We start from the raw sequence: 17,918 nt of genomic DNA, 5'->3' as shown, positions 1-17,918 counted from the left end.
GACCCCGAGGAGAGCCGTGTCGCAGACGATCGCCCTGACCGCCCCCGATGGCACCGCGTTCGACGCGTATATCGCCCGGCCCGACGGCGAGCCCGTCGGCGGGCTCATCGTGATCCACGAGATCTGGGGTCTGGTCGACCACATCCGCGATGTGGCCGATCGCTTCGCGGAGCAGGGCTGGCTCGTCGTCGCGCCTGACATCCTCAGCACGGCCGGGGTCGAACCACACCTCGGCGCAGAGCTGTTCGCGCTCGTGAACGACCCTGACGAGGAGGTCCGCACCGCGGCGCAGCCGAAGTTGCGCGATGCCATGACCGGCCTGCGGGCGCCGGAATACGCGGGGTGGGCGGTCGGCGCCCTGCGCGGGGTCGTCGACTGGCTCGAGGCACAGCCGGGCATCGGCCAGAGCATCGCGGTCACCGGGTTCTGCTTCGGGGGCACCTACTCCTTCGCGCTCGCCGCCGCTGACCCTCGCGTCCGTGCCGCGGTGCCCTTCTACGGCACGGCACCGGCACCCGCTGAGATCGCGAAGATCCACGCACCCGTCCTCGCGCTGTACGGGTCCGAGGATCCCGCGCTCATGGATGCGCTCCCCGCCGTGCGCACGGCCATGACCGATGCCGGCGTCGACTTCGAGGCCGTCGTCTACCCCGGCGCGCAGCACGCCTTCTTCAACGACACCGGCAGCCGCTTCAGCGCCGCCCACGCGGCCGAGGCCTGGCCGCGCGTCCTGGCGTTCCTCGACGATCGGGTCGCGCACCGCTAGCCGGTCCGCCCGCCGTACCCAACTGCGGGGATCATCGCCGACACGCCGTGCCGCGGCATCCGTCTCCCGGCGTGTCGGACGATAGCCCCGCAGTTGGGCCCGCCGCCCCCGGCGGATGGCGCGTTCCGCCGGCGGCGGAACAGGATGCGCCCGGCGGAGTGGTCTGGTGTCATGGGGTCATGACGGACGTTCTCATCCTCGGCGGCACCGGCTGGCTCAGCGGGCGCGTCGCACGCGGCTGGGTCGAGCATGGCGCCGATGTGACGTGCCTCGCGCGCGGCGGACGGTCGGCTCCCGACGGTGCGCGGCTCGTCACGGCGGACCGCGACCTGCCCGGCGCGTACGACGCGGTCGCAGCCCGCGGCTGGGACGAGGTCGTCGACATCTCGTCGGACGCCGCCCACGCGGCATCCGCCGTCGCCGCACTGACCGATCGCGCCGCGCATTGGACGTACATCTCGACGATCTCGGTCTACGCCGACAGTGACACCCCCAACGCGGATGAGACCGCGGCACTCCTCGAGCCCGCCCGGCCCGGCGACGAGTACGACTACGGCCGCGCGAAAGTCGCTGCCGAGGCATCCGTTCGCTCCGCGCTCGGGTTTCGCGCGGCCATCGTGCGACCGGGCCTGATCGTCGGTCCCGGCGACCAGAGCGATCGATTCGGCTACTGGGTGGCGCGCTTCACGCTGGCCGGCGATGAACCTGTGCTCACGCCCGAACCGCAGGGCATCGGCGTCTCGGTCATCGACGTCGACGATCTCGCTGACTTCATCGTCGCCATGGGACGCGAGCGGTGGACGGGAATCGCGAATGCCGTCGGAAGCGGGATGCCGCTGGCCACGGTGCTCGCCGATGCCCGTGCCGTCGCCGGTCACACCGGAACCGTGGTCGCGGCGCCCGACGCATGGCTCGCGGCTCGCGGCGTGTCGCATTGGGCAGGGCCGCGCTCGCTGCCCCTCTGGCTCCCGCGCGAGCTCGTCGGCCATTGGTCGCGCTCGAACGCGGCCTACCGGATCCTCGGGGGCCGGCTTCGCCCGCTGCGCGAGACCCTCGTGCGCACGCTCGCGGACGAGCGCTCGCGGGGGCTCGATCGGGAGCGCCGCTCGGGCCTGTCCCGGTCCGAAGAGCTGGCGCTGCTGGCCGAGCTCACCTGACCACGATCGAGTGCGGATGCCGCGGCACGGTCGTTCGGCACCACTCCGAGCCGCCCTCGGCGGCGGCGGTCCGTCGCGTCCGATTTGGCAACGCTCCTCCGCGGGCGCTATCGTCGGCGCATGCCTTCGGCCGCGACGCCTCTCGCCACGCTCCTCGTGAGCGTCGCTCCCGCGCGCCGACGTCTGGGCGGACGCCGACTCTAGGCGACCCTGCGCGGCACCCCTCCGGGTGCGCCTGCGGGTGTCGCCGTCTCCGGCCCCTGCTGAGCTTCTTCGAAGCAACCCAGACCGTAAGGTGGAATCCATGACATATTCGGTCGCCGTCTCCGGCGCATCCGGCTATGCGGGCGGTGAGATCCTCCGGATCCTCGCCGCACATCCCGACGTCGAGATCCGCACCGTCACGGCGCACTCCAACGCCGGGCAGCCCCTCAGCCAGCACCAGCCGCACCTCCGTTCGCTCGCGCACCTGACCCTGGGCGACACGACGCCGGAGGTCCTCGCGGGGCACGACATCGTCTTCCTGGCGCTGCCCCACGGGCAGTCCGGGCAGTACACGGATGCCTTGGCCGGGGCCCCGCTCGTCATCGATGCGGGCGCGGACCACCGGCTCGAGTCGGCGGACGACTGGGACCGCTTCTACGGCGGGCACTTCCATGAGCCGTGGGCGTACGGCGTCCCGGAGCTGCTGGTCGGCGGTGCGAAGCAGCGCGAACGGCTGGTCGGGGCATCCCGCATCGCAGCTCCCGGCTGCAACGCCAGCACCGTCAGCCTGAGCCTCGCGCCGGGTGTCGCGGCCGGGGTCATCGACCCGTCCGACATCGTCACCGTGCTCGCGGTCGGACCCTCTGGTGCCGGCAAGAGCCTGAAGACGAACCTGCTGGCCAGCGAGATCCTCGGCTCGGCGAACCCGTATGCCGTGGGCGGCTCGCACCGGCACATCCCCGAGATCCGCCAGGCGCTCGCTGCGGCTAGCCCGTCAACGCCCGCTGACGGCATCCGGATCTCCTTCACGCCCGTCCTCGTGCCGATGGCGCGGGGAATCCTCGCCACCTCGACAGCGCCGATCGCGCCGGGGGTGTCCGACGCCGAGATCCGCGATGCGTGGGACGCGGCGTACGCCGACGAGCCCTTCGTACATCTCCTGCCGGCCGGCGACTTCCCGCGCACGGCCGATGTGGTCGGTGCGAACACCGCGTTGATCGGGCTCGCGATCGATCGCGACGCGAACCGCGTGGTCGTCGTCACCGCGCTCGACAACCTCGTCAAGGGCACGGCCGGCGCCGCCGTGCAGTCCATGAACATCGCGCTGGGCCTTCCAGAAGGCCGCGCCCTCACCGTGAACGGAGTCGCGCCGTGACCGTCACCGCGCCCCATGGTTTCGAAGCGGCCGGCGTCGCCGTCGGCCTGAAGTCGAGCGGCAAGCCCGATGTCGCCGTGGTGGTGAACCGCGGTCCGCTCAAGGTGGGCGCGGCGGTCTTCACGAGCAACCGCGCCAAGGCGAACCCGATCATCTGGTCGCAGCAGGTGATCCAGGACGGCGTGGTCGAGGCGATCGTGCTCAACTCCGGCGGTGCGAACTGCTTCACCGGGTCGTTCGGCTTCCAGACCACGCATCAGACCGCCGAGAAGGCCGCCGAACTGCTCGACGTGAGCGCCGGCGACATCCTGGTCTGCTCGACCGGCCTCATCGGCACTGGTGACGAGGTCTTCCGCGCGAAGGTGCTCGCCGGTGTCGAGCAGGGCATCGGGGCGCTCAGCGCCGATGCCGGCGACGACGCGGCGCGGGCGATCATGACCACCGACTCGGTGTCGAAGACCTCGGTGCATCACGGCGACGGCTGGACCATCGGCGGCATGGCGAAGGGAGCCGGGATGCTGGCGCCCGGCCTCGCGACGATGCTCGTGGTGATTACGACCGACGCCGTGATCGACTCCGCCCAGGCGGACGTCCACCTGCGCGCCGCGACGACCGTGAGCTTCGACCGGCTCGACTCGGACGGCTGCATGTCGACGAACGACCAGGTCTCCCTCCTCGTCAGCGGCGCATCGGGCGTCACCCCGAGCGCGGAGGACTTCCGAGCCGGCCTCACAGCCGTCTGCGCGGATCTCGCCCGCAAGCTCCAGGGCGACGCCGAGGGTGCAAGCCACGACATCACGATCGAGGTCGTGCACGCGGCATCCGAATCCGACGCGGTCGATGTGGGTCGCAGCGTCGCCCGCAACAACCTCTTCAAGGCGGCGATCTTCGGCAACGATGCGAACTGGGGCCGGGTGCTCGCGGCGATCGGCACGACCGACGCCGCATTCGACCCGTACGACGTCGACGTGTGGATGAACGGCGTGCGCGTGTGCAGCGCGGGCGGGCCCGACCGTCCCCGCGAAGACGTCGACCTGACCCCGCGTGCCACCCATCTCGTGATCGACCTCAAGGTCGGCGATGCTGTGGCCACGATCCTCACCAACGACCTCACCCACGACTACGTCCACGAGAACAGCGCCTACTCTTCATGACCGAGATCCAAGAGACCGATCCGAACGAGGCCAGCGGCAAGGCGGCGACTCTCATCGAGTCCCTCCCGTGGCTGCGCCGCTTCCGCGACCAGATCGTCGTGATCAAATACGGCGGCAACGCGATGGTCTCGGAAGAGCTGCAGGATGCCTTCGCCGCCGACATCGCCTACCTCCGGTACGTCGGGGTGAAGCCCGTCGTGGTGCACGGCGGCGGCCCGCAGATCTCGTCGATGCTCGACCGGCTCGCGATCCCGAGCGAGTTCAAGGGCGGGTATCGCGTCACCAGCACCGAGGCGATCTCGGTCGTGCGGATGGTGCTGACCGGGCAGATCAACCCGCAGCTGGTCGGCAAAATCAATGCACACGGACCGCTGGCGGCCGGCCTCTCGGGTGAGGACGCCGGCCTCTTCGGCGGCCGTCGCCGCGGGGTCACCGTCGACGGCGTCGAGCACGATCTCGGCCGCGTCGGCGATGTCGTCGAGGTCGACCCGCAGCCCGTCCTCGACCAGATCGCCGCTGGGCGGATCCCGGTGGTTTCGAGCATCGCCCCCGACCTCGATCACCCTGGCCACTCGCTGAATGTGAACGCGGATGCCGCGGCCGCGGCCCTCGCGACCGCGCTCGGCGCCGCGAAGCTCGTGGTGCTCACCGATGTGCCCGGGCTCTACGCCGACTGGCCGAACCGCGACTCGCTCGTCTCGCACCTCACCTCGACCGAGCTGCGCGCGATGCTGCCGTCGCTCGAGTCGGGCATGATCCCGAAGATGCAGGCCTGCCTCGACGCCGTCGAAGGCGGGGTCCCGACGGCGGCGATCATCGACGGACGCGTGCCCCACTCGGTGCTCGTGGAGATCTTCACAAGTCAAGGAATCGGAACGGAGGTGGTGGTCGGATGACGACGACATGGAGGGATTCCGCGTCGCGCGATCTCGTGCGGAGCTTCGGCGACCGGATGGCGCTGTTCACGCGCGGCGAGGGCGCCTATCTCTGGGATGACGCCGGCCGGCGCTACCTCGACTTCCTGGCGGGGATCGCCGTGAACTCGCTCGGGCACGCACACCCGGTCTTCGTGAACGCGATCGCGAAGCAGGCTGCGACGCTCGCGCACGTCTCGAACTACTTCGCGACCGAGCCGCAGCTCGAGCTGGCGGCGCGGCTCAAGCGCCTCGCCGGCACGGGMGATTCCGGCCGCGTCTACTTCGGCAACTCCGGCGCCGAGGCGAACGAAGCCGCCTTCAAGCTCGCCCGCCTGCACGGCGGCACCGAGCGCCCGCGCATCCTCGCCCTCACCGACGCCTTCCACGGCCGCACGATGGGGACGCTCGCCCTCACCGGCAAGCCGTACATGCAGGAGCCGTTCCTGCCGATGACCCCGGGCGTCGAGTTCATCGACTCCACGATCGAGGCGCTCGAAGCTGCCCTCGACGATCGCGTCGCCGCGCTGTTCGTCGAGCCGATCAAGGGTGAGGCGGGCGTCGTCGAGCTGCCTGAGGGCTACCTCGCGGCTGCGCGCGCGCTCACCGAGCAGCACGGCGCGCTGCTGATCGTCGACGAGATCCAGACCGGCGCGGGGCGCACGGGGGAGTGGTTCGCCTTCCAGCACGCCGGCATCACCCCCGATGCGATCACGGTCGCCAAGGGCATCGGCGGCGGGTTCCCGATCGGCGCGCTCATCACGTACGGCCACGCCAGCGAGCTGTTCTACCCCGGCACGCACGGGTCGACGTTCGGCGGCAACGCGCTCGGCACCGCCGTCGCCTCGGCGGTCCTCGCCGAGATCGAGCAGTCCGCCCTGGTCGCCAACGCCGCAACCCGCGGTGCGCAGCTGCGCACCGCGATCGCCGGCATCGAATCGCCGTTGGTGAGCGGATGCCGCGGTCAGGGGCTGCTCATCGGCGTGGCGCTGCGGCATCCGGTCGCCAAGGCCATCGTCGCGGCGGCCCAGGAGCACGGCCTGATCATCAACGCCCCGAACGACGAGACCCTGCGGCTGGTCCCGGCACTCACGATCGGCGATGCGGAGATCGACGAGTTCGTCCAGCTGTTCGGCGCGGCCCTCAACACCGTCGAGCACGCGCTGCTGCTCGACGCCGACTCGGAGGTGACGGCATGACCCGGCACCTGCTGCGCGACGACGATCTGACCCAAGCCGAGCAGTCCGAGATCCTCGAGCTCGCACTCGAGGTGAAGAAGGATCGGTGGAAGGTCAAGGCCCTCGAGGGGCCGCAGACCGTCGCGGTGATCTTCGACAAGTCATCCACCCGCACCCGGGTGTCGTTCGCGGTCGGCATCGCCGACCTCGGGGGCGTCCCGCTGATCATCTCGACGGCGAACAGCCAGCTCGGCGGCAAGGAGACGCCCGCCGACACGGCACGGGTGCTCGAGCGCCAGGTCGCCGCGATCGTCTGGCGCACCTACGCGCAGGCGGGCCTCGAGGAGATGGCGCGCGGCACCCGCGTGCCGGTCGTCAACGCGCTGAGCGACGACTTCCACCCCTGCCAGCTGCTGGCCGATCTGCTCACGATCCGCGAGCACATGGGCGAGCTCAAGGGCCTCACGCTGGCGTTCTTCGGTGATGGGCGCTCGAACATGGCCCACTCGTACATCCTCGCGTGCGTCACGGCGGGCATGCACGTGCGGGTCGCCTCGCCGGAGGCGTACGCGCCGCGTGACGACGTCGTGGCGGATGCCGACCGGCGGGCGGCGGACACCGGGGGATCGGTCACGCTCTACACCGACGCGAACGAGGCGGCCGCCGGTGCGGACGTCATCGTCACGGACACCTGGGTGTCGATGGGCAAGGAAGAGGAGAAGCTCGCCCGCCTGCGCGACCTCGGCGAGTACAAGGTCACGCAGGACCTCATGGCGCTTGCCGCGCCCGAGGCGATCTTCATCCACTGCCTGCCCGCCGACCGTGGGTACGAGGTCGACGCCGCGGTGATCGACGGACCCCGCAGCGTCGTCTGGGACGAGGCGGAGAACCGCCTGCACGCGCAGAAGGCCCTCCTGGTCTGGCTGCTCCGCCAGAACTGAGCGACCCACGATGAGCGACGGCGCCCCGTCCCGGTCACCGGAGGGGGGCGCCCCGCCGTCGCCGGGCGGCCCGCCGTCGCGCCGCGCGGCCGCGTGGCAGCGTTTGAACGGACCGACGCGGATCGCCGGGATCGACCTCGCGCGCGGCTTCGCGATCATCGGCATGTTCACCGCGCACCTGATCGCGCGCCCCGCGCTGCGGGCGGATCCCGCCACGTGGATCGCGATCGTCGACGGTCGCTCCTCGATCCTCTTCGCCACTCTGGCGGGAGTGTCCATCGGGCTCGTCACCGGCGGCGCGAAAGTCCTCGACGCGCCCGCTCTGCGAGTCATGCGGCAGCGGCTCGCTGTCCGAGGCTGTCTGCTGTGGATCCTGGGCGTCGCGCTCATCGCGACCGGGGTGCCGGTCTTCGTCATCCTGCCGGCGTACGGCATCCTCTTCCTGCTCGCGGTGCCCTTCACCGGTCTCGGCGCCCGACCGCTCCTCATCGGCGCCGCGCTGACCGCAGTGGTCACGCCCTTCGTGCAGGTGTGGCTGGACGCGACGCCGTATTGGCAGACACTCGCCGGCGACGCGATCTCCCGGGCGATCGGCTGGCACTATCCGTTCCCCGTGTGGATCGCATTCCTGCTGGCGGGCATGGGCGTCGCGCGCGCCGGCATCCGTCGTCTGCAGGTGCAGCTGCGGATGCTGGCAGCCGGCGCAGCCCTGATGCTGGTCGGCTACGGGCTCCACGTCGTGACCGGCGCAAGTGAAGCGGCGGAGGCGCAGACCTTCTGGGGTGCGGTCTGGACCGCGCGTCCGCACTCGAGCGGTGTGCTCGAGGTGATCGGCACCGGCGGGTTCGCCGTGGCGGCGATCGCGGTCTGCCTGCTGCTCTGCCGGACGTTCCTGGTGTGGCTCAGCCTCCCGCTGCGGGCACTCGGCGGGATGCCGCTCACCGCCTACACCGCACAGCTGCTCAGCTGGGCGGTCTGGGCGACGGCGGCGCTGGGCGGCACGGGCGACCTGTCCGCGTTTCGCGCCCTGATGCCGCTCTGGCCGCTGACGCTCGGCATCCTCATCGGCTGCACCGCGTGGGCGCTCCTGGTCGGACGTGGGCCGCTCGAGTCGGCGACCGACCGGATCTCGCGGCTGGTGGTGCCGGGGTCCTAAGCGACCCGCAGACTCGGATCCGGGTCATCCCACTTCTGCGCCGTCTGCAGCAGCCAGAAGATCAGGAACAGCCCCAGTGCGAACGCTTCGCCGATCAGCACGCCCCACGCCGCGCCGCCGCCGAAGACGGTCGACGGGATGAGCACGCCGAGGTCGAGCACCATCAGCACGGCGAGCACGATGTACGAGACCCGGAAAGCGCGGGTGGGCGGGAACTCGTCCTCGCGCCGGCCCACCGCGTTGACCACCGACACGGCCGCGACGAGGCCGAAGAACACGACGGTTGCGACGAGGTGACCGTAGGCGACGAACGCGTCGAAGAAGAATCCCCAGGTGACCGCGACGACCGCGAGCACGGCGATCGCGATCAGCCCTCCCGGAATGATCCGGCGGAAGCCAGGGAGCGCGATCGCGACGATCACCGCGAGCGTCCCGACGATGAGGTAGGTCGCGATCCCGTTGTTGATCGAGGGCCAGAACGCCCCTGGTACACACGCGTCGGTACAACCATCGGCGAGGCCTGGCACCGACCCAGGGGCGATCTCGGTGGGGATGATCGCGATGAGGGGTGCGACCAAGGCCGCGGCATCCAGCAGCACCGGCTCGGCGTGCCGGCCCGAGAGCGCGAGCAGCGCGAGGGAGCCGGCGAAGAGGGCGCCCACGAACCCATTGCGCGCGGGCGTGTAGAAGTAGTGGCTGATCGAGGGCAGCAGCCCCACGACCGGGATGGCGACGGCGACCGACACGAAGATGACGACGACGGTGCCGGCGAGGCCGATGCGGAGGTAGCGGTAGGTGCGCTGGAGCGAGGTCGTCTCTCCGGTGGGGCTGCTCATGATCACATCATGGCCGACGAGGGTGCCGCGGTACGTGTGCACCGCACGGGCCTGCCGAATCGGCTAGGTAGGGTGGTCGGTGTGAGCGATGCGAAGGCCGATGGCACCAACGAAGGCGCACTGTGGGGGGCGCGGTTCACCTCCGGGCCCTCGCCGGAACTCGCGGCGCTGAGCCGTTCGACCCACTTCGACTGGGATCTCGCCCTCTACGACATCGCCGGCTCCCACGCCCACGCCAAGGCGCTCGCCGCCGCGGGGTACCTCACCGCCGACGAGGCGAAGGGCATGCACGCGGGGCTGGATGCCTTGACCCGCGGCATCCAGGACGGCACGCTGCATCCCGCTCCCAGTGACGAAGACGTCCATGGGGCACTCGAGGCCGCGCTCATCCGCGAAGTCGGGCCGGAGCTCGGCGGCAAGCTGCGCGCCGGCCGCAGCCGCAACGACCAGATCGCGACCCTCGTGCGGATGTACCTGCTGGATCACTCCCGCACGATCACCCGCGATGTGCTGCGGCTCATCGACGCGATCGTCGCGCAGGCCGAAGCCCACCCCGGGGCGATCATGCCCGGGCGCACCCACCTGCAGCATGCCCAGCCGGTCCTCCTCGCCCATCATCTGCAGGCGCACGCGTGGCCGCTCGTGCGCGACCTGGAGCGGCTGCGCGACTGGTCGGTGCGAGCGTCGGTGTCGCCTTACGGCGGCGGTGCGCTCGCCGGCTCGACCCTTGGGCTCGATCCACAGCTCGTCGCCGACGAGCTCGGCCTGGCGCGCCCGGCCGAGAACTCCATCGACGGCACGTCCGCACGAGATGTGGTCGCCGAGTTCGCGTTCGTCGCGGCGATGATCGGCATCGATCTCTCCCGGTTCGCCGAGGAGATCATCATCTGGAACACCCGTGAGTTCGGGTTCGTCAGGCTGGATGACGGCTACTCGACGGGCTCGAGCATCATGCCGCAGAAGAAGAACCCTGACATCGCCGAACTCGCCCGCGGCAAGTCTGGACGACTGATCGGCAACCTCGCCGGACTGCTCGCGACCCTGAAGGGGCTCCCGCTCGCGTACAACCGCGATCTGCAGGAGGACAAGGAGCCCGTCTTCGACTCCATCCGCACCCTCGAGACCGTGCTTCCCGCTTTCGCGGGTATGGTCGCGACGCTGCGGTTCGACACGGAGCGGATGGCGCAGCTCGCGCCCCTCGGCTTCTCACTCGCGACCGACGTCGCCGAGTGGCTCGTGAAGCGCGGCGTGCCCTTCCGCGATGCGCACGAGATCTCCGGGTCGCTGGTCCGGCTGTGCGAAGAGCAGGGCCTGGAGCTGCACGAGGTGACCGACGCGATGCTCGCCTCGGTATCCCCGGAGCTGTCCCCGGAGGTCCGCGAGGTGCTGACCATCGAGGGCTCGGTCGCCTCCCGCCTCGGCGTCGGGGGCACCGCACCGGTGCGGGTGGCCGAGCAGCGGGCCGAGCTCATCTCCCGCACCCAGGCCGCCGCCCACGTGCTCGGGCTCTAGCCGTCGGCGATGCTTCCCCCACTGATAATCTCGGAATATCAGTCATAGAGTTATATTATGGCAATATCAGCGCTAGGCTGATGTTATGACCATCGCCGTGACTGCGGACATCGTCGGCTCCCGTCGGCTGCCTGACCGGGAGGCCGCCCAGCGTGTGCTGGACGCGGCGATCGCTCGCGTGGAGCACGACCTGCCTCTGGCCGAGCAGCCCCTGCGACCCACGGTCGGCGATGAGCAGCAGGGAATCTATCCGACGCTCGATGCGGCCCTCGGCTCGCTGCTGCTGCTGCAGTTGACCCTGTCCGACGGCATCGAGTGCCGGTTCGGCGTCGGGGTCGGGAAAGTCGCCGACATCCCCTCGGCCGCAGGCGACATCCCGGAGGGCCCGGCGTGGTGGGCGGCGCGCGAGGCGATCGACAAGGTGCACGCGCTGCAGCAGCGGACCGTCCCGACCGCGCGCACCTGGGTCGTCGCCGCACCGGAAGAGGGTGCGACCGCCGAGCGCGAGGCGCGGATGGCGAACTCGTACCTGCTCGCGCGCGACCAGCTCGTCGCGGCGATGAGCGAGCGCACCCGGCGACTGACCTACGGCCGCTGCCTCGGCATCACGCAGCGCGAGCTCGCGAGCTCCGAGGGGATCACCCAGTCCGCCGTATCTCAGGCGCTCGCGACCTCGGGAGCGTCGGCGGTCATCGAGGGCTTCCGGCTCCTGCGACTCGAGAGCGCACCGGCGCCGACCCGGTGACTCACGCCGCGGTCACCAGATCGCGAGCCGCACGAGCGCTCCCGCCGCGCATGCCCAGAGCAGGCTCGCGAGCGTTCCGATGATGAATCGCTCGCGCGCCTCGGCCGAGGCGAGCTCCGAGAACCGGCCGATGCCCTTGATCGCGACGATCACCGCGAGCGCCTCGGGAAACCCGGCCACGATCGCGACGACTGCGCCGAGCCGTTCGAGATAGCCGATGACAGTCCCGCCCCGCAGGATCACCGGTCCATCGCCCGTCGAGCCCGAAGGGGCACCCGCGGCATCCCCGACCGCCGGGATTCCGCGGACGACGATCCCGCCGTCGTCGGTCTCGCGCACGCGTCCGTGCGTCGCGATCTCGAGCACGCGGCGGGTCACCGGATTGCCGCCGACGACGCCGATCGCGACCCCGAGGAGCGCGACGATCAGGCCCAGGATCGTGGGCACGTTCACGGTGGATACCGCGACGACCACGAGAGCGAGCACCAGAAGGCTGGTGGCGATCACGAGCGGAATCGTCGTCGGCTTTCGCAGGCTCACCGTGATGAGCACGAGCACACCRCACAGCGTGAGGAACAGAAAGATCGACAGAATGCCGGTGACCAGCGCGTCGGTCGTCAGGAGCATGCCGCCAGTGTGGCACGAGCCGGCTACGCGGCTCGCGCGGCCGCCCGAGTGTCGGGCCTCGGCATCCCGCGCGTCCCGCGGTACACGACGGGCCAAGGCATCCGTCGCCCCGCTGGTAGCCTGAAGCGCGTGTCTACGCCCGCTCTGACCGCGACCGCGCCCGCCAACGATCCGACGTTCGAGAACGTGTGGGACGAGATCGTGTGGCGCGGCCTCGTGCACGTCTCCACCGATCAGACCGCACTGCGCGACCTGCTGTCGGGCGGTCCGATCACGTACTACTGCGGCTTCGACCCCACCGCACCGAGCCTGCACCTGGGCAACCTCGTCCAGCTCCTGCTGATGCGCCGGCTGCAGCTCGCCGGGCACCGCCCGCTCGGACTCGTCGGTGGATCGACCGGCCTCATCGGCGATCCGCGCCCTTCCGCCGAACGCACGCTCAACACCAAGGAGACCGTCGCCGAGTGGGTCGGCTACCTCCGTGGTCAGGTCGAGCGCTTCCTGAGCTTCGACGGCGAGAACGCCGCCCGGATGGTCAACAACCTCGACTGGACCGCGCCGCTCAGCGCCATCGACTTCCTGCGCGAAATCGGCAAGCACTACCGCGTCGGCACGATGCTCAAGAAGGACGCGGTGTCGGCGCGCCTGAACTCCGAGGCCGGCATCAGCTACACGGAATTCAGCTACCAGATCCTGCAGGGACTCGACTACCTCGAGCTGCACCGCAGCTACGGCTGCGTCCTTCAGACGGGCGGCTCCGATCAGTGGGGCAACCTCACGAGCGGCGTCGATCTCATCCATCGGGTAGAGGGCGCCTCGGTGCACGCGATCGGCACCCCGCTCATCACGAACAGCGACGGCACCAAGTTCGGCAAGAGCGAGGGCAACGCGATCTGGCTCGACCCCGAGATGTGCAGCCCCTACCGGATGTACCAGTTCTGGCTCAACTCCGACGACGCCGATGTGGTCCCGCGCCTCAAGATCTTCACGTTCCTCACGCGCGCGCAGATCGAGGAGTACGAGCAGCTCGTGGCCACCGAGCCCTTCCGTCGCGCCGCGCAGAAGCGGCTCGCGTTCGAGATCACAAGCTTCGTGCACGGTCCGGATGCCGCGGCAGCCGTGATCGCGGCATCCGAGGCTCTCTTCGGCCAGGGAGATCTGACCGCGCTCGACCCGGTCACGCTGCGTCACGCCCTCGACGAACTGCCGAATGCCGACGTGGCGACCGGAACGACGGTGGTCCAGGCGCTCGTGGACACGGGGCTGGTGTCGAGTCTGAGTGAGGGGCGCCGCGCGATCGCGCAGGGCGGAGTCTCGCTGGACGGTGTCCGGGTCGCCGACGAGTCGGCGGTGGTGTCCGGTTCGCTGCCCGGTTCGGTGTCGGTGCTGCGGCGCGGCAAGAAGACCCTTGCGGGCGTGTTCGTCACCCCTGCTCCCTGAGCGGCCCCGGCCCCTGAGCTTGCCGAAGGGCACGGATGCCGTTCACCCCCAGCCACGCGGTCGTCGCGCTTCCGTTCGTCCGGACGCCGCTCGTGCCGGCCGCGATCGCGGTGGGCGCGATGGCACCAGACCTGCCGCTGTTCGTCCGGTTCTCACCGCTCGGGTACGGCCGCACGCATGATCTGGCGTGGCTGCCGGCGACGGTGCTGCTCGCCCTCGCGCTGCTGATCGCCTGGCGTTGCATCCTGCGTCCGGCTGCCCGTGAGCTGAGCCCTCGCTGGCTCGCCGGCCGGCTGCCCGCGGAGTGGGATCGCGGCGCGGCCGGCGCCCTGCGCGACACGCTCGGCGTGCGCACCGATCGTGAGCCCGGCAAGCCGCAGCGGCGATCTGTGTCGTGGCGGGCGGTCGTGCTCCTCGTCGTGTCGCTCGCCCTCGGTGTGGTGAGCCATATCGCGTGGGACCTGTTCACGCACGAGGGTCGCGGCGGCGTCGACCTGTTCCCCGCACTCGCCGAGCAGTGGGGTGCGCTCCCCGGCTACAAGTGGCTGCAGCACGGCTCGAGCATCGCCGGGCTGGCGATTCTCGCGGTGTCGGCGGTCGTGTGGCTGCGGCGACGGCGGGTCGAGGCATCCGTTCCGTGCCTGCTGCCCGCGTGGGTGCGGTGGACGTGGTGGCTGTCACTGCCGATGCTCCTCGCGCTGGCGTGGATCATCGGACTTGCCGTCTACGGCCCGCTGGATGCCGAGTTCACGATCCAGCACCTGGCGTACCGGGTGCTTCCGCAGGCGTGCGCCGCGTGGGGACTGGTCACGGTGGGACTGGCGGTCGTGGTGCAGGTGCTGCGCACGCGGGTGCGCGCCTCTGTCAGGTAGTCCGGTCAGGTTGCCCGCAGCTCCCTGGAGATCGACCGCCCGATCGCGCGGGCGTCGAGGCCGATCTGGAACAGCTGACCCTTGAGCGGGTTTGTCATGCCGAGGAACCGCAGTCCGGGCGCTCTTGAGATGTAGCGACGGCCTGTGACCAGAGGCCTCCCGCTCCGGTCCAGCACACCGAGGTGTCCGACCACGGGTTCGAGGCCTGTCGTGTAGCCGGTCGCGGCGATGACGGCGTCGGGAGAGACTCTGCTGCCGTCCGCGAGTACGACCTCGCCCCCGACGAACCGCTCGACCGCCGCGACGGGAGTGACCCGGCCCGCGCGCAGCTGCTTCACGAGGCCGACGTCGATCGTCGGGGTGGTCCCGGTCTCGCGCGCCTGGGCGACGAGGCCCGTGCGAGCCGCCGGCATGCCGTAGCGGGTCAGGTCGCCGAGCACCGCGCGCTGCAAGAGGCGGTTCACCGGGTCGACCAGCCACGCGGGGGAGTACTCCATCGGGATCGACATCAGTGTGGTCGGAATGGGGCCGAGCTGGCGCGGGACGATGTTGGGCGGCGTGCGGACAGCGAGCCACACGTGCGCCGCTCCGCCCTCGGCGAGGTCCGCAGCGATCTCGGCGCCCGAGTTGCCGGCGCCGACGACGAGCACATTCCGCCCGGCATAGGCCGTGGGGGCTTGGTAGTCCGAGGCGTGCAGGATCTCGCCGTCGAAGCCCTCCTGCCCCGGCCAGCGCGGGGCGACCGGCGAGCTGTTGTACCCCGTGGCGACGACGACCTGCTTCGCGGTCCAGCGCTCGCTGCCATCGAGCACCGCCCAGCCGGCTCCGTCGCGCTCGATCCGGCGCACCTCCGTGCCGAATCGCGGCTCGATCCCGTGGTGCTGGGCGTAGCGGGCGACGTAGTCGGCCATGTCGTCCTTCGGCACCCACCGACCGGACCCGCCGGGGATCCGCAGCCCCGGCAGCGCGGACTGAACCCGCGGCGTGTGCAGATGCAGTCGCTCATAGCGGCTGCGCCACGAGTCCCCGGCAGCGGTTCCCCGATCGAGGACCAGCGTGTCGATCCCGCGTCCACGCAGACACGCCGCCACCGACATCCCGGCTGGTCCGGCTCCCACAACAATCACATCGGTGTCCACGGCGGCACCACCTCCGCGGTCACGCTAGCGGCCTTGCGGGCGGTCGATCACTCGGCGCGCCAGACCGGTTCGTCCGAACCCCACGGGTGCGGGGCGATGAACTGCGTCGGGCCGCCTTCGTAGTCGATCGCGGGCGCGGTGGTCGTGACGAGGGTGCCGGCGACATCGAAGGTCTGCAGGTGCGGCTCGGCATCGATCGGCGCGAACTGCTCGGGTTCGGCGGTGCGCGGCATCCCGAGCAGTTCGGCGGCGACGCGCCGCAGCGACGTCTCGGCGAACCAGGAGCCCCCCTCGTCCGCGCGCTTCGCGAGGAGCTCCATCACCGCCGCCGCGAGAAGGTAGCCGGCGCTGTGGTCGAGTGCCTGGGCGGGGAGAGCGCCCGGTGCGCCGTCCGCGCGCGCCTCGATCATCGCGATGCCGGTCGCGGCCTGCACCAGACTGTCGAACCCACGCCGATCCGGTTCGCCCCACGCCGACAGCCGCGCGACGATGAGACCCGGATGCCGCTGCACCAGCGCACCGGGCGACAGCCCGAGCCGATCGAGCCCGGCGGGACGATAGCCCAGCACGATCGCGTCCGCCGACGACAGCAGCGCTTCGAATCGAACGCGATCGGTGTCGTCCTCGAGGTCGAGCAGGGCCGATCGCTTGCCGTGGCCGGTGTCCAGGTGCTGCCAGGGGAGCTCGGGCAGCCGGGGCGAGTCGATGCGCAGGACGTCCGCGCCGAGGAGGGCGAGCGTGCGCGTGCACACCGGACCCGCGATCACGCGGGTCAGATCGAGGATCCGGATGCCGCGCAGCGGCGCCGACGTGTCGCCCTCGGTCAGCGCGCGCAGCGGGGCCGCCCCCAGCTGCGTCGTCCCGACGAGGGGCGTGCTCCGTCGAAGGGTCACATCGACATCGCGCGCCTCGCCTCGCACTGCGACGCACAGGCCACCCGCTGCCGTGATGCGCGCCGCGGCCGCATCGGCCGCGAGCTCGGACAGCGCCGCAGCGGCCGCGGCCTTGTCGGCATCCGGATCAAGGGCGAGCGCCTGCCGCAGCGCAGCCGCATGGTGCGGGTAGTTGCCGTGGGTGCGCACCCAGCCATCCGCGGTCCGGAAGAAGCCCGAAAGGGGTGCGAACGCCTCGGGGGAGTGACCGCCCACGCGCAGGTGCCGCTCGCTCGAGTACGCGACCGCTATGCGCTCGGCGCTGAGCGTCGTCGTGCTCGCGCCGGCGAGCAGCGCCGCGCTGCGGGACGCCGCCCGCACCGCCCTGAGGGCCAGACCCGCGACCGCCGTGCGCGCCGGCAGGGGAACGACGACGCCGGCCGAGTTGTCCATGTCCGCGAACCTACGCGCGCCAAAGGGTGGTGCCAAGCGCCTGTGCGCCCGCAGAACCGCGGAATTCCGCCAACCTAAGCAGGCGACACGCCCGGGCTGCGGCCAGGATTTGCCCGTTCCCCAGAACCCACGTAACTTATTACTTGTTCGCCCCACAGGGAAGCGGAGAGGCCGAGAGCCTCACCCCCCTCAAGTGGAGAACCACCCCCATCTGAAGCTCTCTTGAGAGTGTCGACCTTCGGGTCTACGATGGAGGTTCCCACTCCTCGAAGCTGTCGAAGAGTGCTGCCGGAGACGCTAAACAGTCCCGGACAGCCGATTTGACAAGCTGACGGAGAGGGATAAGATAGAGAAGTTGCCCCGCGACTGGCTGAGAGCCGGAACGCAGGGCACCGGATCTCTCTTCGTGAGACGCTGTCCGGCTGCTTCGATTCCGATCGAAAAGCGCCGATTCGACATGCGACAGCGAAGAACAATATTGGAGTTGCCCTGCGTAGGCGGTCGAGAGACCTGAAAGCAGGAGCATCCGATCCTTGAGAACTCAACAGCGTGCACTTGTCAAATTGCCAAAAAACCTCGCGGTCAGCTTCGGTTGATCGGTGAGATTCTTTTGAGATTAAACGAGATGTCAGCAATGGCATCCGATCGTCAGATCAAACTCGCTCGGTAAGACCTATTCCGGTCTTGTCGCAGCACATTTCTTTCACGGAGAGTTTGATCCTGGCTCAGGATGAACGCTGGCGGCGTGCTTAACACATGCAAGTCGAACGGTGAAGGAGAGCTTGCTCTTTGGATC

Annotated in this window: 16 protein-coding genes and 1 rRNA gene; 13 read left to right on the top strand and 4 right to left on the bottom strand. The window is 70.3% G+C overall.

Annotation, left to right across the window (positions count from 1 at the left end):
- Nucleotides 1-16 precede the first annotated feature (16 nt).
- From ACXJ3V_RS11690 to ACXJ3V_RS11655, 8 genes are all read left to right on the top strand, one after another.
- Entirely contained in the window at nt 17-766 is a 750-nt protein-coding gene (locus ACXJ3V_RS11690; protein WP_457100482.1) for a dienelactone hydrolase family protein, read from the top strand.
- Between the two features lie 179 nt (nt 767-945).
- The gene (locus tag ACXJ3V_RS11685; RefSeq protein ID WP_457100481.1) at nt 946-1,923 is read left to right on the top strand and encodes an NAD-dependent epimerase/dehydratase family protein; all 978 of its coding nucleotides are present in this window, start codon (nt 946-948) and stop codon (nt 1,921-1,923) included.
- A 304-nt stretch (nt 1,924-2,227) separates the two neighbouring features.
- Nucleotides 2,228-3,283 (top strand): N-acetyl-gamma-glutamyl-phosphate reductase, encoded by a 1,056-nt coding sequence (gene argC, locus ACXJ3V_RS11680; RefSeq protein WP_457100480.1) that lies wholly within the window; start codon nt 2,228-2,230, stop codon nt 3,281-3,283.
- Nucleotides 3,280-4,437, top strand: coding sequence for a bifunctional glutamate N-acetyltransferase/amino-acid acetyltransferase ArgJ (gene argJ / locus ACXJ3V_RS11675; RefSeq protein ID WP_457100479.1), 1,158 nt, complete (start codon nt 3,280-3,282; stop codon nt 4,435-4,437). Before argC ends, argJ begins: the two co-directional genes overlap by 4 nt.
- The gene (gene argB / locus ACXJ3V_RS11670; RefSeq protein WP_457100478.1) at nt 4,434-5,333 is read left to right on the top strand and encodes an acetylglutamate kinase; all 900 of its coding nucleotides are present in this window, start codon (nt 4,434-4,436) and stop codon (nt 5,331-5,333) included. Before argJ ends, argB begins: the two co-directional genes overlap by 4 nt.
- Nucleotides 5,330-6,550: an acetylornithine transaminase gene (locus ACXJ3V_RS11665; RefSeq protein WP_457100477.1), complete on the top strand. Its 1,221-nt coding sequence runs from the start codon at nt 5,330-5,332 to the stop codon at nt 6,548-6,550. The genes argB and ACXJ3V_RS11665 overlap by 4 nt, the downstream gene beginning before the upstream one ends.
- Complete coding sequence (argF, locus tag ACXJ3V_RS11660; protein ID WP_457100476.1) at nt 6,547-7,470, top strand: ornithine carbamoyltransferase; 924 nt, start codon at nt 6,547-6,549, stop codon at nt 7,468-7,470. The genes ACXJ3V_RS11665 and argF overlap by 4 nt, the downstream gene beginning before the upstream one ends.
- A 10-nt stretch (nt 7,471-7,480) precedes the next feature.
- Nucleotides 7,481-8,626 carry a heparan-alpha-glucosaminide N-acetyltransferase domain-containing protein gene (locus ACXJ3V_RS11655; RefSeq protein WP_457100475.1) on the top strand — a complete coding sequence of 382 codons (1,146 nt, stop codon included), beginning with the start codon at nt 7,481-7,483 and terminating at the stop codon, nt 8,624-8,626.
- Here ACXJ3V_RS11655 and ACXJ3V_RS11650 read toward each other — a convergent pair.
- Complete coding sequence (locus tag ACXJ3V_RS11650) at nt 8,623-9,462, bottom strand: hypothetical protein (protein WP_457100474.1); 840 nt, start codon at nt 9,460-9,462, stop codon at nt 8,623-8,625. The two genes, ACXJ3V_RS11655 and ACXJ3V_RS11650, sit on opposite strands and share 4 nt — an antisense overlap.
- A gap of 81 nt (nt 9,463-9,543) precedes the next feature.
- On the opposite strand from ACXJ3V_RS11650, the gene argH reads away from it, so the two are divergent.
- Both argH and ACXJ3V_RS11640 read left to right on the top strand, forming a co-directional pair.
- Nucleotides 9,544-10,974, top strand: a complete 1,431-nt coding sequence (gene argH, locus ACXJ3V_RS11645; RefSeq protein ID WP_457100473.1) for an argininosuccinate lyase — start codon at nt 9,544-9,546, stop codon at nt 10,972-10,974.
- Nucleotides 10,975-11,059: 85 nt separating this feature from the next.
- Nucleotides 11,060-11,719 (top strand): SatD family protein, encoded by a 660-nt coding sequence (locus ACXJ3V_RS11640; protein ID WP_457100472.1) that lies wholly within the window; start codon nt 11,060-11,062, stop codon nt 11,717-11,719.
- A 12-nt stretch (nt 11,720-11,731) separates the two neighbouring features.
- Here the strand turns inward: ACXJ3V_RS11640 and ACXJ3V_RS11635 are convergent, their stop codons facing one another.
- The gene (locus ACXJ3V_RS11635) at nt 11,732-12,346 is read right to left on the bottom strand and encodes a hypothetical protein (protein WP_457100471.1); all 615 of its coding nucleotides are present in this window, start codon (nt 12,344-12,346) and stop codon (nt 11,732-11,734) included.
- 129 nt (nt 12,347-12,475) lie between these two features.
- On the opposite strand from ACXJ3V_RS11635, the gene tyrS reads away from it, so the two are divergent.
- The gene (tyrS, locus tag ACXJ3V_RS11630; protein ID WP_457100470.1) at nt 12,476-13,786 is read left to right on the top strand and encodes a tyrosine--tRNA ligase; all 1,311 of its coding nucleotides are present in this window, start codon (nt 12,476-12,478) and stop codon (nt 13,784-13,786) included.
- A 35-nt stretch (nt 13,787-13,821) separates the two neighbouring features.
- Nucleotides 13,822-14,658 (top strand): DUF4184 family protein, encoded by an 837-nt coding sequence (locus ACXJ3V_RS11625; RefSeq protein WP_457100469.1) that lies wholly within the window; start codon nt 13,822-13,824, stop codon nt 14,656-14,658.
- A 5-nt stretch (nt 14,659-14,663) separates the two neighbouring features.
- On the opposite strand, the gene ACXJ3V_RS11620 is transcribed toward ACXJ3V_RS11625, so the two are convergent.
- Nucleotides 14,664-15,797, bottom strand: coding sequence for a flavin-containing monooxygenase (locus ACXJ3V_RS11620; protein ID WP_457100468.1), 1,134 nt, complete (start codon nt 15,795-15,797; stop codon nt 14,664-14,666).
- A gap of 47 nt (nt 15,798-15,844) precedes the next feature.
- Nucleotides 15,845-17,122: a CoA transferase gene (locus ACXJ3V_RS11615; protein ID WP_457100467.1), complete on the bottom strand. Its 1,278-nt coding sequence runs from the start codon at nt 17,120-17,122 to the stop codon at nt 15,845-15,847.
- Nucleotides 17,123-17,824: 702 nt separating this feature from the next.
- Between ACXJ3V_RS11615 and ACXJ3V_RS11610 the strand changes: the two genes are divergently transcribed.
- Nucleotides 17,825-17,918: ribosomal RNA gene (locus ACXJ3V_RS11610) — 16S ribosomal RNA — on the top strand; the annotation flags it as partial.

Source organism: Microbacterium sp. P5_E9 (assembly GCF_054049175.1).
The sequence above is the reverse complement of the archived record's forward strand: the minus strand, read 5'-3'. Positions and strand labels throughout refer to the sequence as shown.

Bases quoted from the DNA above. Each gene is read 5' to 3' on its own strand.
- ACXJ3V_RS11615 (WP_457100467.1), bottom strand. From the start codon at position 17,122: ATGGACAACTCGGCCGGCGTCGTCGTTCCCCTGCCGGCGCGCACGGCG.
- ACXJ3V_RS11650 (WP_457100474.1), bottom strand. From the start codon at position 9,462: ATGAGCAGCCCCACCGGAGAGACGACCTCGCTCCAGCGCACCTACCGC.
- argB (WP_457100478.1), top strand. From the start codon at position 4,434: ATGACCGAGATCCAAGAGACCGATCCGAACGAGGCCAGCGGCAAGGCG.
- ACXJ3V_RS11685 (WP_457100481.1), top strand. From the start codon at position 946: ATGACGGACGTTCTCATCCTCGGCGGCACCGGCTGGCTCAGCGGGCGC.
- ACXJ3V_RS11655 (WP_457100475.1), top strand. From the start codon at position 7,481: ATGAGCGACGGCGCCCCGTCCCGGTCACCGGAGGGGGGCGCCCCGCCG.
- argF (WP_457100476.1), top strand. From the start codon at position 6,547: ATGACCCGGCACCTGCTGCGCGACGACGATCTGACCCAAGCCGAGCAG.
- ACXJ3V_RS11625 (WP_457100469.1), top strand. From the start codon at position 13,822: ATGCCGTTCACCCCCAGCCACGCGGTCGTCGCGCTTCCGTTCGTCCGG.
- argC (WP_457100480.1), top strand. From the start codon at position 2,228: ATGACATATTCGGTCGCCGTCTCCGGCGCATCCGGCTATGCGGGCGGT.
- ACXJ3V_RS11640 (WP_457100472.1), top strand. From the start codon at position 11,060: ATGACCATCGCCGTGACTGCGGACATCGTCGGCTCCCGTCGGCTGCCT.